Consider the following 16,707-nt stretch of genomic DNA (forward strand, 5'->3'; position numbering starts at 1 on the left):
CATAACCTGTGGGAGCGAGCCTGCTCGCGAAGGGCGCGACCCGGATTAGCGGGCGATACCATGCTTACGCAGCTTGCGATAAAGGGTATTTCGACTGACGCCCAGTTGCTCCGCTGTATGCGTCATATGCCAGCGCGTCTGCTCCAGCGCATTCAACAACGCTAAACGCTCGGCATCCTCCAGCGGATGCTCCGACGGCTCTTCAACGGTCTGCATTACCACCGGTCGGGCCTGACGAATCATGGCCGGCAAATCCGCCAGACCAATCCGTCCGCCATCGCATAACGCCGCCAACGTACGCAGCACATTGCGCAACTGCCGCACGTTGCCCGGCCAGGCGAACCCCAACAAGGCCTCCCGCGCCGCCCCGTCGATCAACACGGTTTCCGTGCCCGCCTCCTCCGCCAGCAAAAAGTCGAGCAACTGCGACTTGTCACTGCGATCGCGCAATGCTGGCAGCGCCACCTCCAACCCGTTGAGCCGGTAATACAAATCCTCGCGAAAGCTGCCGTCCTGCACGCGCTCCAGCAAATTGCGGTGGGTGGCGCTGATGATCCGCACGTTAACCGCTTCCGGCTCGCCACCAATCGGCACCACTTGCCGGTCTTCCAGCACCCGCAGCAAGCGTGTTTGCAAAGCCAGCGGCATGTCACCGATTTCATCGAGGAATAACGTCCCGCCGTCGGCCTGTTGCAACTTGCCGCGCATGCCCTCCTTGCGGGCGCCGGTGAAGCTGCCGCCGCGGTAACCGAACAGCTCGCTTTCGATCAGGCTTTCGGGAATGGCCGCGCAATTGAGGGCGACAAAGGCTTTTTCCGCCCGCTGGCTGGCATGGTGCACCGCTTTGGCAAAGGCCTCCTTGCCGGACCCGGTTTCGCCATTGATCAGCAGCGGCACGTCGCGCTCGTAGACGCGCAAGGCCTTGCGGAAGTCTGCCTGCAACGTCGCGTCATCCAGGCAAATGCCCGCAAGGCGCGGTACTTGTGCAACATGGGGAGCAGGCGCCCTCGGAGTCGGCAGCGGCCGCCGCGCCTCACCGCGCAATACCGCGAACAGCTTGCGACCATCACGGGTACGCAATGGCCAACTGGCCGCGGCACCGATACTCGCCCGCCCCAGCAACTCATCGAGCGAGCAATCGAAAAACGCCTCCACCGTTTTGCCCAGCAAGCCGCCACGAATGTGTCCAAGCAGGTTCAGCGCACTTTGGTTGACCGCACAAATGCGCCCTTCTCCGTCGAACGCCAGCAAGCCTTCGCTGAACAAACCGACGGACTCAGCCTGCAAGTGAAAACGCAGCAACCATTGATTGTCGAAGCAGCGCAGGAAGTAACAGCTCTCGATCATCTTCGCCGACAGATTGACCAGAGCCATGGTGTGGAACTGACTTTGCCGCGACACATCGCGCCGCGCCGACGACACGTCGAGCACCGCCAGCAATTCGCCATGGGGATCGAAGACCGGGCTCGCCGAGCAGGTCAGGCCGGTGTGGCGGCCACGAAAGTGTTCGTCCTGATGGATGGTCAGCGACTGACGCTCCACCAGGCAAGTGCCAATGCCGTTGGTGCCTTCGCAGGCCTCGCTCCAGTCGGCACCAAGCCAGAGCCCGGCACGCTCGAAAATCTGCCGTTCAGCGGGCGCGGTGACGCAATTGAGGATCACGCCGCGGGCATCGGTCAGCAGCACTGCATGACCGGCACCGGAGAGTTGCTGGTGCAGGCTGGTCATTTCATTGCCAGCGATGTGCAGCACCTGCTGCAAGCGTTCGCGACTTTCCAGGACACGGCCATGTTCCAGCACCGTCGGTGCGATGCTCAACGCCGGATCGAGATGATAGTCCTCGAGGCAGCGCAGCCAGGAACGGGCGATGGACGGATCGCTGCCAGGGCCGTGCAGGTGGGCCTTGCCCTGGGTCACGGTCAATACTTGCTGGGCATGGCGACTCAAATGGTTGTCGTGCATTTCTTATTATTCTCCCCGGGGCTCGGCGTCCCGTGCATGAGGTGATGCCGAGCATCCTCCAGCCGGGCCTGCATTGCAATGCCTGCAAGACCACCCGGTCACAGGTTGCGCCAGAAACGATACAAAGTGTCACGCAAGCTGTACCGAAAGCGTCACAGGCGCGCTCCGTCCGTCCGACAAAAATCGTGCAAGGTCTTGATTTACCTGAGATACAACGCGATGGCCCGGCCCTTGCTCTACGCTTAAAGCAAGCGCACATGCGCGTCTTCCTTATAAGCACAAGAACCAAGGAGAAACCATCATGCGTTACGCTCACCCCGGTACTGAAGGCGCTATCGTTTCGTTCAAAGCCAAATACGGTAACTACATCGGCGGCGAGTTCGTCGCGCCTGTCAAAGGTCAGTACTTCACCAATACCTCGCCAGTGAATGGCCAACCGATTGCCGAATTCCCGCGCTCCACGGCCGAAGACATCGACAAGGCCCTGGATGCTGCCCACGCCGCTGCCGATGCGTGGGGTGCCACGTCCGCCCAGGCGCGCTCGCTGGTGCTGCTGAAAATCGCCGACCGCATCGAGCAGAATCTGGAAACCCTGGCGATCACCGAATCCTGGGACAACGGCAAAGCCGTGCGCGAAACCCTCAACGCCGACATTCCGCTGGCCGCCGATCACTTCCGCTACTTCGCCGGCTGCCTGCGCGCCCAGGAAGGCAGCGCTGCCGAAATCGACGGCAACACCGTGGCCTATCACATCCATGAACCGCTGGGCGTGGTCGGGCAGATCATCCCGTGGAACTTCCCGATCCTGATGGCCGCCTGGAAACTCGCCCCGGCGCTCGCTGCCGGCAACTGCGTGGTGCTCAAGCCTGCCGAACAAACCCCGCTGGGCATTACCGTGCTGGTCGAGCTGATCGGCGACCTGCTGCCACCGGGCGTGCTGAACATTGTGCAAGGCTTCGGCAAAGAAGCCGGCGAAGCGCTGGCCACCAGCAAGCGCATCGCCAAGATTGCCTTCACCGGCTCAACCCCGGTCGGCTCGCACATCATGAAATGCGCCGCCGAAAACATCATTCCGTCTACCGTGGAGCTGGGTGGCAAGTCGCCAAACATCTTCTTCGAAGACATCATGAAGGCCGAACCGTCCTTCATCGAGAAAGCCGCCGAAGGCCTGGTGCTGGCATTCTTCAACCAGGGCGAAGTCTGCACCTGCCCTTCCCGTGCACTGGTGCAAGAGTCGATCTACGACGAATTCATGCAGGTGGTGATGAAGAAGGTCCTGCAAATCAAACGTGGCGACCCGCTGGATACCGACACCATGGTCGGCGCCCAGGCGTCCGAGCAGCAATTCGACAAGATCCTTTCGTACCTGGAAATCGCCAAGGGCGAAGGTGCCGAGCTGCTGACCGGCGGCAAGGTGGAAAAACTCGAGGGCAACCTGGCAAGTGGATACTACATCCAGCCTACGCTGCTCAAGGGCACCAACAAAATGCGCGTGTTCCAGGAAGAAATCTTCGGCCCGGTGGTGAGCATCACCACCTTCAAGGACGAAGCCGAAGCCCTGGCCATCGCCAACGACACCGAGTTCGGCCTGGGTGCCGGCCTCTGGACCCGCGACATCAACCGCGCCTACCGCATGGGCCGCGCCATCAAGGCAGGTCGTGTGTGGACCAACTGCTACCACCTGTACCCGGCGCACGCCGCGTTCGGCGGGTACAAGAAGTCCGGCGTCGGCCGTGAAACCCACAAGATGATGCTCGACCACTACCAGCAGACCAAAAACCTGCTGGTGAGCTACGACATCAATCCGTTGGGCTTCTTCTAAAAAACCGGGGGGCGATGCAGGTATTCCTGTGTCGCCCTTTAAGCAGCCATCGCGAGCAAGTCGAATCGTCGCACCGTCGCTCCCACAGTGGATTTGCAACCCACCAGAGATCCCTGTGGGAGCGAGCTTGCTCGCGAAGGCGTCTTAAATGACACAACACAAAAGGCTGGCCGCTCTGGCACGGGCCTTGCGTACCCGTCATTCAGCGCTTGACCCAAACCGCCGCACCCGAAAGTCCGCAAGATCGAACAATAAAAAATAGAGAGGACTTATGACTACTTCGTCCACACAGCTCAAACCCACACTCGGCACCCTGCATTTATGGGGCATTGCCGTCGGCCTGGTGATTTCCGGCGAGTACTTCGGCTGGAGTTACGGCTGGGGCACCGCAGGCACACTGGGTTTTCTCGTCACCGCGTTGATGGTGGCGACGATGTACACCTGCTTTATCTTCAGCTTCACCGAGCTGACGACGGCGATTCCCCATGCTGGAGGACCATTTGCCTATAGTCGCCGGGCCTTTGGCGAGAAAGGCGGGTTGATCGCCGGCATCGCCACCCTGATCGAATTCGTCTTTGCACCGCCGGCCATCGCCATGGCCATCGGCGCCTACCTCAACGTGCAATACCCGGAACTGGACCCGAGGGTCGCCGCCGTTGGCGCCTATTTCGTGTTCATGGGCCTGAACATCCTCGGCGTCAGCATCGCGGCCACCTTCGAACTGGTGGTCACCGTGCTGGCCGTCGCTGAACTGCTGGTGTTCATGGGCGTGGTCGCGCCGGGTTTCAGTTTCAGCAACTTTGTGCTCAATGGCTGGTCTGGTGCCAACGAGTTCACGATGGGCTCGATTCCTGGCATTTTCGCCGCTATTCCCTTCGCGATCTGGTTCTTTCTCGCGATCGAAGGTGCAGCCATGGCCGCCGAGGAAGCCAAGGACCCGAAACGCACAATCCCCAAGGCCTACGTCAGCGGCATTCTGACGCTGGTGTTCCTGGCCATCGGCGTAATGGTGATGGCCGGTGGTGTCGGCGACTGGCGCCAGCTGTCTAACATCAACGATCCGCTGCCCCAGGCGATGAAAGCGGTGGTCGGCAACAATTCGACCTGGATGCACATGCTGGTGTGGATTGGCCTGTTCGGCCTGGTGGCGAGTTTCCACGGGATCATTCTCGGCTACTCGCGGCAGTTTTTCGCCTTGGCCCGTGCCGGTTATCTGCCCGCCGGCCTGGCAAAACTTTCGCGCTTCCAGACACCGCACCGGGCGATCCTGGCCGGCGGCGTGATCGGCATTGCGGCGATCTACAGCGATGGCCTGGTCAATCTGCAAGGCATGAGCCTGACGGCGGCGATGATCACCATGTCGGTATTCGGCGCCATCGTGATGTACATCATCAGTATGCTGAGCCTGTTCAAGCTGCGTAAGACCGAACCAAACCTGGAACGCACCTTCCGCGCCCCGGGTTATCCGATCGTGCCGGGGATCGCGCTGTTTCTGGCGGTGGTGTGCCTGGTGGCAATGGCGTGGTTCAACACCTTGATCGGCCTGATTTTCCTCGGCTTCATGGCTGCCGGCTACCTGTACTTCCAGCTGACCGCCAAGCAACGCTCCGAGGCACCGGCAGACGCTATGCTCGAAGGTATCTGAATGCACCGGTGCCGGGCCGCGAGCCTGGCGCCTGCTTTATTGAAGTGCATGCAATTCCCCTGTGGGAGCGAGCCTGCTCGCGATGGCGGTGTGTCATTCAGCACATGCGGCGGATGCAAGACTGCTAGCGCGAGCCAGCTCGCTGCCACAGAAAAGCGGATCGAATTTTTGAATTGATCAGGAGGCCCTGCCCCATGGCCGTATATGCCCATTCCGTCGGCGCCCAGACCTATCGCTTCGACAGCCTCAAGGAAGTGATGGCCAAGGCCAGCCCGGCACGCTCCGGAGATTTTCTGGCCGGCGTCGCAGCCCTTAATGACGGCGAGCGTGTCGCGGCACAGATGACGTTGGCCGACACCCCGCTAAGCCACTTCCTGCAGGAAGCACTGATCCCCTACGAATCCGATGAAGTCACCCGCCTGATCATCGACACCCACGACAAACAAGCCTTCGCCGTCGTCAGTCACCTCACCGTCGGCGGCTTTCGCGACTGGCTGCTCAGTGATGCCGCCGACGAACAGGCCCTGCGAGCCCTCGCCCCCGGCCTGACTCCGGAAATGGTTGCCGCGGTATCAAAGATCATGCGGGTGCAGGATCTGGTGCTGGTGGCGCAAAAAATCCGCGTGGTCACACGGTTTCGCGGCACCCTGGGTCTGCGCGGTCGACTGTCCACGCGCCTGCAACCGAACCACCCCACCGACGAACCGGCCGGCATCGCCGCAAGCATTCTCGACGGTCTGCTGCACGGCAATGGCGACGCGATGATCGGCATCAACCCCGCCACCGACAGCATCGCCTCGATTTGCGCGATGCTGGAGATGCTTGACGCGATCATCCAGCGCTACGAGATTCCGACCCAGGCTTGCGTACTGACCCATGTCACCACGTCGATCGAAGCAGTCAATCGTGGCGTCCCGTTGGACCTGGTGTTCCAGTCGATCGCCGGCACCGAAGCGGCCAACGCCAGTTTCGGCATTAACCTGAGTGTATTGAAGGAGGGCTATGACGCCGGCTTGAGCCTGAATCGCGGCACACTGGGCCAGAACCTGATGTACTTCGAAACCGGCCAGGGCAGCGCCCTTTCAGCCAATGCCCACCATGGGGTCGATCAACAAACCTGCGAAACCCGCGCCTACGCCGTCGCACGTCATTTCAACCCGTTTCTGGTCAACACGGTCGTCGGCTTCATCGGCCCGGAATACCTGTACAACGGCAAACAGATCATCCGCGCCGGCCTGGAAGACCACTTCTGCGGAAAATTGTTAGGTGTGCCCATGGGTTGCGACATCTGCTACACCAACCATGCCGAAGCTGACCAGGACGATATGGACACCCTGCTGACCCTGCTGGGCGTCGCCGGGATCAACTTCATCATGGGGATCCCCGGCTCTGACGACATCATGCTCAACTACCAGACCACCTCGTTTCACGACGCGCTCTATGCCCGGCAGACCCTGGGGCTCAAGCCTGCGCCGGAGTTTGAGCATTGGCTGGCGAAAATGGGCATCTTCACCCAGGCGGACGGCCGGGTTCTGTTTGGCAGCAACCTGCCGCCAGCCTTCCGCCAGGCCCTGGCGCAACTGGGATGAGTAATGACATGGACAAACTACCCTTCGATCCCCACAACCCATGGCTGGAACTGCGGCGCCTGACACCGGCGCGAATTGCCCTGGGCCGCACCGGCACCAGCATTCCCACCCGCGCCCAACTGGACTTCCAATACGCCCACGCCCAGGCGCGGGATGCGGTGCATTTGCCATTTGACCATGGGGGACTGCGCTCGCAATTGGCCGAACGCGGGCATGAAAGCGTTTTGCTGCATAGCGCGGCAATCGACCGAAACAGTTATCTGCAACGCCCCGATCTGGGTCGAAAGTTGAGTGCCGATTCGGTTCAGGTGTTACGCGATTACGCCTCGGCCAACCCGGGAGGGGTCGATCTGGTCATCGTGGTCGCCGATGGCTTGTCCGCTTTGGCCGTTCATCGCCATACCCTGCCCTTTCTGGCACGCCTCGAAGAACAGATTGCAGCCGAAGGCTGGACTGTAGCGCCGGTGATATTGGTGGAACAGGGGCGCGTGGCGGTCGCTGACGAAATCGGTGAATTGCTCGGAGCGAAAATGACCGTAATCCTCATCGGCGAACGTCCTGGCCTCAGCTCTCCGGACAGCCTGGGTTTATATTTCACCTACAATCCCAAGGTCGGCCTTACCGATGCCTACCGTAATTGCATCTCCAACGTACGGCTCGAAGGCCTGAGTTACGGCATGGCGGCACACCGTTTGCTGTATTTGATGCGCGAAGCCTGCCGGCGGCAGTTGTCAGGGGTCAATCTGAAGGATGAAGCACAGGTCCAGACACTGGAATCGGACGCGGGAACCAACATGAAAGGTAATTTCCTGCTCGGCCCGTCGAATGCCTGAACCGCTTGCGCATTGCACACCCGTACCAGTTTCAGGCAGGATCGTGGCGCGGCCGCCAAGGGTTTCCCATCGCCGTCAGAGACGCAAGACAGCCACTTGAAGATGAGACCTACCATGCGGATTATTCAAGCGACCCTCGAACACCTGGACCTGCTGACCCCGTTGTTCGTCAAATATCGCGAGTTTTATGGCTCCCTGCCGTATCCGGACTCGTCCCGGGCGTTCCTCGAAAAACGCCTGCGTCGCAAGGAATCGGTGATCTACCTGGCGCTGTCAGATGACGACAGCAAAAAACTGATGGGTTTCTGCCAGTTGTATCCGAGTTTCTCCTCGCTTTCGCTCAAACGTGTGTGGATCCTCAACGATATTTATGTCGCCGAGGACGCCCGCCGCCAGTTGGTGGCCGACAACCTGATCCGCACCGCCAAAAAAATGGCCAAGGAAACCAATGCCGTGCGCATGCGTGTTTCCACCAGCAGCAACAACGAAGTCGCGCGGAAAACCTACGAATCCATCGGATTCAAGGAAGACACCGAATTCAAGAACTATGTGCTGCCGATCAGCGACGAACTCTGAATCACCTGCACTTGTGGGAGCGAGCAGGCTCGCTCCCACAGGTTCGTTATCAAACATCAGCCCTGCCATGACATTCCCCGCTACAATCTCGACGCGATTTTCACCTCTCGCCTCGTATAATTCAGATCTTCCCGGCTTGTAAGAAAAACTACCCTTATCCGTAGTCTTACGCGAAGTCATCCGCACAGGCCTGCTGAGTCGGGCCGTTACCACAGGTGCTTTCCATGGATTTCAACCCGATCGACATCGTCCTGCATCTCGACGTCTACCTCGACATGCTTGTAACCAACTACGGGGCATGGATCTACGCCATCCTGTTTATGGTGATCTTCTGTGAGACTGGCCTGGTGGTCATGCCCTTCCTGCCGGGCGATTCCCTGCTGTTCATCGCCGGTGCCGTGGCTGCCGGTGGCGGCATGGACCCGGTACTGCTTGGCGGCCTTCTGATGCTGGCGGCGATTCTGGGCGACAGCACCAACTACATCATCGGACGAACGGCGGGTGAAAAACTGTTCAGCAACCCGAATTCGAAGATCTTCCGCCGCGACTACCTGCAACAAACCCACGATTTCTATGACAAGCATGGCGGCAAAACCGTAACCCTGGCCCGTTTCCTGCCCATCATCCGCACCTTTGCACCATTCGTCGCCGGTGTGGGGAAAATGCCTTATCCGCGTTTCTTCGCCTTCAGCGTCTTCGGCACTGTCCTGTGGGTCGGCGGGCTGGTGACGCTCGGTTACTTCTTCGGCAATGTGCCGTTCATCAAGAAGAACCTGTCGCTGCTGGTAGTCGGCATCATCCTGCTCTCGCTGGTGCCGATGATCATTGGCATGGTGCGTAACCGCCTTGCGGGTTCAGGCTCCAAAGCCGAATCGCGCTGACACGATGTGGTCTCTGAGCGCCTGGCGTCGCCGGCGCACCCTGGCAAAGCACCCGGTTGCCGATGACATGTGGCAACGGGTGCGTCATCAACTGAGTTTTCTCGATGGCCTCAGCGTCGCCGAAGACCAATGGCTGCGCGAAGCCTGCGTGCTGTTCCTCGAAGACAAGCACCTCACCGCCCTGCCCGGCGTCGAATTGCATCAGGAGCAGCGTTTGCTGCTCGCTGCCCAGGCGCAACTGCCACTGCTGCACCTCGGCGACCTGAACTGGTATCAAGGCTTCCACGAAATCATTCTCTATCCCGACGACTTTCTCAGCCCGCAGCGCCATCGCGATGCCAGTGGCGTCGAGCACGAATGGGACGGTGAGCACAGTGGTGAAGCCTGGCAGCAAGGCCCGGTCATCCTCGCCTGGCCGGGAGTGATGGCCAGTGGTGGCTGGGAAGGCTACAACCTGGTGATCCACGAGCTGGCGCACAAACTCGACATGCTCAACGGAGTTGCCAACGGCCTGCCGCCATTGCATCCCGACATGCGGGTCAGCGACTGGGCCAACGTCATGCAAAAGGCCTACGACGACCTCGACCGGCAACTGGAACGCAATCCCGACGCCGAAACGGCCATCGACCCGTATGCCGCCGAAAACCCTGCCGAATTCTTCGCCGTCACCAGCGAATACTTCTTCAGCGCCCCGGATTTGCTGCACGAGGCTTATCCACAGGTGTACGAGCAACTAAAGCTGTTCTATCGCCAGGATCCGCTGGCGAGGTTGAAGCAACTAAAGGCGCATGACCCTGTCTATCAGGCAGACCAGTAAGCGCCATACGACTTCTGGTACATGGCGTCGACCCAGGAATATGCCTATAATCGCCGCCACTTTTTGGTCAATCCGGCCAAGTATTTCTGGTCAACTAACGGGGGCAACGCCCAATGAGCTACAGCAAGATTCCGGCTGGCAAAGACCTGCCGAACGACATCTACGTCGCGATCGAGATTCCGGCCAACCACGCGCCGATCAAATACGAAATCGACAAAGACAGCGATTGCCTGTTCGTTGACCGTTTCATGGCCACCCCAATGTTCTACCCGGCCAACTACGGTTACATCCCGAACACCCTGGCTGACGACGGTGATCCCCTCGACGTGCTGGTTGTAACCCCTTACCCGGTTGCTCCAGGTTCGGTGATCCGCGCTCGTCCGGTCGGCATCCTGAACATGACCGACGACGGCGGCGGCGATGCCAAAGTCATCGCAGTCCCACACGACAAGCTGTCCCAGCTGTACGTGGACGTGAAGGAATACACCGACCTGCCAGCGCTGCTGATCCAGCAGATCGAGCACTTCTTCGCGAACTACAAAGATCTCGAAAAAGGCAAATGGGTGAAAATCGAAGGTTGGGACGGTGCAGACGCCGCCCGCGCCGCGATCACCAAGTCGGTTGCTGCCTATAAAGGCTAAGAGCAGCCGCGAGCTTCAAGCTCCAGGCTTCAAGAAAAACCCCGGGTGATCCGGGGTTTTTTGTGGGTGCTTGACAAGCACGCCAAACGGTCCGTTTAACCGGGCCTGCTCCTGGTTTTTGCATGTTTAAAATTCCCCAAGAGCGTCTTACATCCGGTCGTAAATTTCCCACTAAATTTGAACGAGGCGTTTATTCAAACCCTTACCAGCCGCCAGTAGACTCGTGTTCATGAAAAAGAACACTAGCGGCCCACGCTTTAAAGCGCTCCTCGAAGCAGCGAACATCACGACCACCGGATTTGCCGATTTTCTGGATACGGCTCCGCAAAATGTACATAACTGGTACACCCGTGGCGTGCCCGCCCACTGCATGGAAGAAATCGCCAGAAAACTCTCCGTCAGCAGCGACTGGCTGAAAACCGGAGAAGGCTTGAAAGACGCCCAACGCCTGCGCCTGCTCGACGAATCCGGCAATACCTTCGATGCCCAGACCATCCGCGGTGTCTACACGGTCATCGAACCTGTCGACGTCGAACTGCCATTCTACAAAGAATCTTTTACCGCCCCGGGCTCCAACAAAACCCACGTCATAGAAGACCCCAAGCAATCGATCCGCCTGCCCCGCAGTCACCTTGACTCCCTGGAAATCAACCACGCCGACGCCATCTGTGCCTTCATGAGCGGTAACAGCATGGGAGAGAAAATTGAAGACGGTTCGACCCTGGCGATTGACCGAGGCCTGACCCAGATCATCGATGGCGAGATCTACGCCATCGAACATGACGGCATGCTACGCATCAAGTACCTGCACCGATTACCGGGCAACTCCCTGCGACTGCGCAGCCACAACCGTGCCGAGTACCCGGATGAAATCTTCAGACCCGCACAAATCGAAGAGCAGAACATCAGGGTGCTGGGTTGGGTGTTCTGGTGGTCGACCTTGAACAAACGGCGGCCGGCGGTGCCGTTTCTTTAAGCGTTCCAGAACGCCCATCGCTGCCCCACTCGAGTGGCCGGGCGGCTCTACCTTGCACTTCCCGCTGGGAATTTCCCGCAAACCTGCGTATGCTGCGCCCCACATTTGCGCATCGACCCGCCTTGCGGCTCAGATGCACTGGCCTGGCAGATGACTTTCTCACCAGGTCCCACAGCCGGACGCAAGATCCGGGTGTACGTTTTGAAGGCTGGCGCGGTTTACCAAAAATGATCCAAGCCAGTCCCCGAGAAGCCGGCCACAAGCCGGCTTTTTAATGCCCGGAATAATCCCGCCCCCTTCTCCTCGAACTCAGTCTGCGACAATTTGCGCGCCACCCTTGCGCGGCACCACACTGAAAAACAGAACTTTTACCACGATGACCAACACGGCCAGCGCGGCAAACAGCAAACCACTGTAAAGCGTGCCCTGCAGTCCCATCCGCGCCAGGAACCAGCCTCCCGTGGTAGAACCGATGGTCACGCCCAGGTTGATGAACGAGATGTAGATAGCGGTAGCGAACTCCGGTGCTTGCGGCGCTTCGGAAGTCAGCCATATCTGCGTGACGATCAGCCCGCTGGTATGTGTTGCGCCCCAGATCACCACGATCACCAGCATGGTCATCAGCGACGGGCCGGCAAACAGGTACAACAGCCCATAGGCAGCAGCCAGCAGGACCGGATGCAAAATTGTCGTCCTGACCATGTTCTGACTGATCAGTTTCCCGGCATACAGATTGCCGGCGACGCCACCGATGCCGAAGAGCACCAGCAGAATACTGATCAATTGCGCGCTCATGCCTGCTTCTTTGGCCAGGTACTCAGCCGAGTAGCTGTACACGGAAAACATCGCGGCGAAGATCAGGGTCGAAGCGGTGATGTTCAGCCACAGCGGGAATTTACGCAGGATGGCCAACTGTTCTTTATAGGAAATCGCCAGTTTACTCGGGGTGTCCGGCAGCCTGACAATGATCCCCAGGCCCGCAATGCCATTGACCCCGGCGCAGAACAGAAACGAGGCTTCGTAGGAGAACTGTGCCGCGATGAGTGTCGTCAGCGGCACGCCCAACACCATGCCCATGCTGGTGCCGACAAAAGCCTTGGCGGCAGCGCGGGGCGATTCCCCTGACGGATAAAGCGAAGTGGCCGCGACGAACGCCAGGGAAAAATACACGGGGTGAAACAGCGCCGGGATGACGCGCAGCACCAGCAGCGAGTCAAAATTGGGCGCATAGGCCGACAACACACTGGTCCCGGCGAAAATGAACAGGGCAATCGTAAGCACCTTCTTGCGGTTGAAGCGCGATAGCAGCAACACCATGATCGGGCCGAATACCGCAATGATCAGTGCGAACAGCCCCACCAGCAGGCCCGCCTGCGACGCATTGATCGAAAAGCGCTCGATGATCACCGGAAGAATCCCGACCACGCCGAACTCGATGGTGTAAACGCCGAACAGCCCTAGCGCCAGGAAGTAAATCGGATGGAGCGTTTTCATGACTCAGACTCCAGCGTGACGACGGCTTTTGCGAACGGATCGCCCGCTTGCAGATAACGGTGGACGGCGACCATCTGATCGAACGCGAAGGTTTTCGCAATGATCGGGGGCAGCATGACCTTTCGAGGCAATCGTGTGGTCACTGCCCGTAGACGGCGTTGCAGAGGTCTACGGTGAACTGCCCGGACATGCCTTCGAAGGCCGTGTTGGTGAAGGCGACCACGGTCAGTTGCTCTGCCAGGTCGACGAACCACGAATGCCCATAGGCACCGCCCAGTCGCCAGCTGCCGGCCGACTCGGCGGTTTGTGCTGCAGCCGGATCCTTGAGTACCGTGAAACCCAGACCGAAGCCGCGACCGGGCCAGTTGTCCAGTTCCAGTTCGCCGGTCTGGTTACTGCCCATTTCATCGACCAGTGCCTTGGGCAGTAACGGCGCACCGCCCTTGCGCAAGGTTTCGAGCAGATGAAGAAACTCACCCGCGGTGCCGACCAGGCCGGAGCCGCCGGAGTTATAGGCCTGTGGGTCCAGTGCCCGGGTCGGTTGCAGCCTGATGCCGGCAGTCCCTTCGAACACCGGAATCACTTCCAGTTCGTTCATTCGCCGGGGCTGCGGCTGATCATTCAGGTACGCAGGACTGAGGCGACTGACCTCTGAAACCCTGAAGCTGATATCGCGTAACGCCAGTGGCCGGGTAACCAACTCGTCGATCGCCTCGGCAAGGGACGTACCGTTGACCGCGGCGATCAGTGCGCCCAGCACGTCGGTGGCGATCGAATAGCCCCAACCGCTGCCGGGCTTGTACAGCAAGGGGGCATGACTCAGGCGGCGCAGGTTTTCTTCCAGCGAAATGTCGCTACGGTCCAGACCGTCGGACACCCCGGCATCGCGATAAGGGCCGCCTTGATCGCTTTCCAGAAAACCATACGTCAAACCGGCGGTATGGCTCAGTAACTGGCTCACAGTGATGGTCGCAGGCTGGCCATCACCCAGAGTCGGCTTGAAGTAGGGCAACCACTGGCTGATGTCATCGTCCAGTTTGATTTTGCCTTTGGCGACCAGTACCAGCGCCGCCACCGACGTGATGGGCTTGGAGACCGAAGACAGCAGAAACAAGGCATCCTCGTGCATCGGCAATTGCGCTTCACGGTCGGCCAGGCCAGCCGCTCGGTGATAGATGAGCTTGCCCCGGTGAGCCACCAGCACTACGGCGCCGATCAGGCGTTGCTCGTGCAGCGTCTGCTCAAGCACGGCGTCGACCCGTGAACCGAGCTCGACGGGTTCGAACGAGCGAAGTGACTGTAATGGGCGAAGCGGTTCGTTGACTGACATGTCTGACCCCGAAATGGTTGGATGATCTACCTGAATATCGCGATGGTAGAGCCGGCCGTTACGGGGAAACAGAGGTTACACTTCCGAGGTCCACGGACCTTTTTGTCCGCAATCAAAGGAGTGAGCGTTGGATAAGCTCAATGGCATCACGGTGTTCGTGCAGGTCGCCGAAAGCCGCAGTTTTGTAGGGGCCGGCCGTTTACTCGGCATCTCCTCCTCGGCAGTGGGCAAGAGCATTGCGCGCATGGAAGAGAAACTCGGCGCGCGCCTGTTCCACCGCAATACCCGCAGCATCAACCTGACCAGCGAGGGCTCGTTGTTTCTGGAGCGCTGTCGCAGAGTGCTCAACGAACTGGAAGCGGCTGAGCAGGAACTCTCCAGCGCCAGCGAGACACCACGAGGCAAATTGCGCATCAGCCTGCCGCTGCTCGGCAACGTACTGTCAATGCAACTGTCACGGTTCATGCAGCGTTATCCGCAGATACAGCTGGAGCTGGACTTCACCGATCGGCTGGTGGATGTGGTCGAAGAAGGCTTCGACGCTGTGGTGCGCACCGGTCAACTGCACGACTCCCGGCTGATGGCCAGGAAACTCGACAGCTTTGGGTTCTACCTCGTCGGCGCACCGAGCTACTTTGCGAGCAACGGCTACCCGCAGAGTGTGGAGCAACTGCAGGAACACCATTGCCTGCATTACAAGCTGCCCTCCACGGGCAAACTGGAAAAATGGCCATTGTCGGGGCTTGCCGAAGGCACAGAGTTGAAAGTGCCGACAACGATGGTCTGCAACAATCTGGAAATGCTGATCCACATGGCCAGACAAGGACTGGGCATCGCCTGCATCCCCGAATTCGCGGTGCGCGAAGCGCTGGACGCCGGTGAACTGGTGTCGATATTGCCCGATCAGGTGCTGCGCACCTTGAACATACAAGTGGTGTGGCCATCGAGCCGGTATCTCACACCGAAGTTGCGAGCGTTTATTGATTTTATGTGTGATGGGGGGGGCAGGAGTGAAGCTTTGGCCGGGTATGAATTGAAACAGCGTTCAGTTGCAGAGCGGGGGAAACTCGGGGTAACGCCTTCCGAGCTTCTGCAATACTTGCCCGCCGGCCCGCACAAAAACACAATCAACACAGAGATGCGCCCATATCAGTTCCGACCTACGATCAGTTCATAGAACCTATCCTGCGTTTTCTCACCACGAAACGCCTGTTGAACCTGATGTAACCTCCACCACCGCTAGCCCGGATGACCAGCTCGTGCAAGCGCTCCAAGAGTTACGCGACGCCACAGCGGTAGACCTTTTGGATAACTTGTTACAGGCCCTCACGGATAACTAAACCCCTTCACCAACGTCAGCTCCCCCACCGCACGCATCGGCACCAGAAACGTTTCCATCTTCTCGCTCGGCGTGCCTTCCTCGGTAATCACCGTTACCTGCGCGGTGGTCAGCGCTTGCACTGCGTCTTCCTGCCCCTCCTCATCACTGCTGTACCCGCCACCGTAGTAGTTCACATACACCAAGTACTGGCCCTTGATCGGCGCGGGCATGGCGAAGATTTCCGGGCCGTAGCCGGTGGTGACGTCGACGTCGAGCGCTGCACCGTTGGGGACGATGCGCTCGCCGTACCAGATGTGCGCACCGTCGGGGGTGATGAGGTGCAGGTCGAGATCGGTGTTGTCGCTGTCCCAGGACAGTAAAACGCGCAACTTGGCCGGGGTCGCGCCGCCGCTGCTGTTGAGCAACTGCGTGCGGTGATGTTGTTGGCCATCAGGGCTGCGAACCTCGACGCTGTTGCTGCCGTTGGGGAATGAAAACGGGCGGTCGAAACGGCCGGCTGGATCGATTTTCAGTGGCATGCTCACCCCGTTGACGATCAGCCGACCGGGCTCTGTCGATTTGGCTGTGGCTTTGATCTGCCCACTGATGCGAGCGGTATTGGCCTGGCCTGCCGGGGTATTCACCGACGAGGCCGGGTAGTTGACGGTCTGCCGGAAGCTTTCCCCTTCGCCCTCGGGCGCACCGTTGCGCCAGCCGCCTGTGGGGGTGTCGAGCTTGACGCTGTCGGCCGCCATCACCGATGACAGCGCCACCAGCGGACAGAGCAACAGCAGGACCTGTGGATAACGGAGTTTCATGG

13 protein-coding genes and 1 pseudogene are annotated in these 16,707 nt (G+C 59.5%); 10 read left to right on the forward strand and 4 right to left on the reverse strand.

Features of this window, described 5'->3' with window-relative positions; genetic code table 11:
- Nucleotides 1-45: 45 nt before the first annotated feature.
- Complete coding sequence (locus CAF65_RS21950; protein ID WP_085718176.1) at nt 46-1,962, reverse strand: sigma-54-dependent Fis family transcriptional regulator; 1,917 nt, start codon at nt 1,960-1,962, stop codon at nt 46-48.
- Nucleotides 1,963-2,263: 301 nt separating this feature from the next.
- On the opposite strand from CAF65_RS21950, the gene CAF65_RS21955 reads away from it, so the two are divergent.
- The 9 genes from CAF65_RS21955 (at nt 2,264) to CAF65_RS21995 (ending at nt 11,742) form a co-directional block, all read left to right on the forward strand.
- Nucleotides 2,264-3,784 (forward strand): aldehyde dehydrogenase family protein, encoded by a 1,521-nt coding sequence (locus tag CAF65_RS21955; RefSeq protein ID WP_007994183.1) that lies wholly within the window; start codon nt 2,264-2,266, stop codon nt 3,782-3,784.
- A 271-nt stretch (nt 3,785-4,055) separates the two neighbouring features.
- Nucleotides 4,056-5,429: an ethanolamine permease gene (gene eat / locus CAF65_RS21960; protein WP_085718177.1), complete on the forward strand. Its 1,374-nt coding sequence runs from the start codon at nt 4,056-4,058 to the stop codon at nt 5,427-5,429.
- A 194-nt stretch (nt 5,430-5,623) separates the two neighbouring features.
- Entirely contained in the window at nt 5,624-7,018 is a 1,395-nt protein-coding gene (locus CAF65_RS21965) for an ethanolamine ammonia-lyase subunit EutB (RefSeq protein WP_085718178.1), read from the forward strand.
- The gene (eutC, locus tag CAF65_RS21970; RefSeq protein WP_371919023.1) at nt 7,015-7,851 is read left to right on the forward strand and encodes an ethanolamine ammonia-lyase subunit EutC; all 837 of its coding nucleotides are present in this window, start codon (nt 7,015-7,017) and stop codon (nt 7,849-7,851) included. Before CAF65_RS21965 ends, eutC begins: the two co-directional genes overlap by 4 nt.
- A gap of 114 nt (nt 7,852-7,965) precedes the next feature.
- Nucleotides 7,966-8,427 carry an N-acetyltransferase gene (locus tag CAF65_RS21975; protein WP_085718180.1) on the forward strand — a complete coding sequence of 154 codons (462 nt, stop codon included), beginning with the start codon at nt 7,966-7,968 and terminating at the stop codon, nt 8,425-8,427.
- A 224-nt stretch (nt 8,428-8,651) separates the two neighbouring features.
- Entirely contained in the window at nt 8,652-9,308 is a 657-nt protein-coding gene (locus CAF65_RS21980) for a DedA family protein (RefSeq protein ID WP_057400587.1), read from the forward strand.
- Between the two features lie 4 nt (nt 9,309-9,312).
- The gene (locus CAF65_RS21985) at nt 9,313-10,125 is read left to right on the forward strand and encodes a zinc-dependent peptidase (RefSeq protein ID WP_085718181.1); all 813 of its coding nucleotides are present in this window, start codon (nt 9,313-9,315) and stop codon (nt 10,123-10,125) included.
- Between the two features lie 113 nt (nt 10,126-10,238).
- On the forward strand, nt 10,239-10,766 hold the full coding sequence (gene ppa, locus CAF65_RS21990) for an inorganic diphosphatase (RefSeq protein WP_007933577.1): 528 nt from the start codon (nt 10,239-10,241) through the stop codon (nt 10,764-10,766).
- 229 nt (nt 10,767-10,995) lie between these two features.
- Nucleotides 10,996-11,742 carry a S24 family peptidase gene (locus tag CAF65_RS21995; RefSeq protein ID WP_085718182.1) on the forward strand — a complete coding sequence of 249 codons (747 nt, stop codon included), beginning with the start codon at nt 10,996-10,998 and terminating at the stop codon, nt 11,740-11,742.
- A 309-nt stretch (nt 11,743-12,051) separates the two neighbouring features.
- On the opposite strand, the gene CAF65_RS22005 is transcribed toward CAF65_RS21995, so the two are convergent.
- Both CAF65_RS22005 and CAF65_RS22010 read right to left on the reverse strand, forming a co-directional pair.
- On the reverse strand, nt 12,052-13,236 hold the full coding sequence (locus CAF65_RS22005; RefSeq protein ID WP_085718184.1) for an MFS transporter: 1,185 nt from the start codon (nt 13,234-13,236) through the stop codon (nt 12,052-12,054).
- Nucleotides 13,237-13,375: 139 nt separating this feature from the next.
- Entirely contained in the window at nt 13,376-14,566 is a 1,191-nt protein-coding gene (locus CAF65_RS22010) for a serine hydrolase (protein ID WP_085718185.1), read from the reverse strand.
- Nucleotides 14,567-14,693: 127 nt separating this feature from the next.
- Here CAF65_RS22010 and CAF65_RS22015 point away from each other — a divergent pair.
- Nucleotides 14,694-15,569, forward strand: a pseudogene (locus CAF65_RS22015) (LysR substrate-binding domain-containing protein); the annotation flags it as partial.
- A 323-nt stretch (nt 15,570-15,892) separates the two neighbouring features.
- Here CAF65_RS22015 and CAF65_RS22020 read toward each other — a convergent pair.
- Nucleotides 15,893-16,705, reverse strand: a complete 813-nt coding sequence (locus CAF65_RS22020; RefSeq protein ID WP_085718186.1) for a YfaP family protein — start codon at nt 16,703-16,705, stop codon at nt 15,893-15,895.
- Nucleotides 16,706-16,707: the final 2 nt, after the last annotated feature.

This window comes from Pseudomonas sp. B28(2017) (assembly GCF_002113025.1).
In the GTDB taxonomy this organism is placed as follows: domain Bacteria; phylum Pseudomonadota; class Gammaproteobacteria; order Pseudomonadales; family Pseudomonadaceae; genus Aquipseudomonas.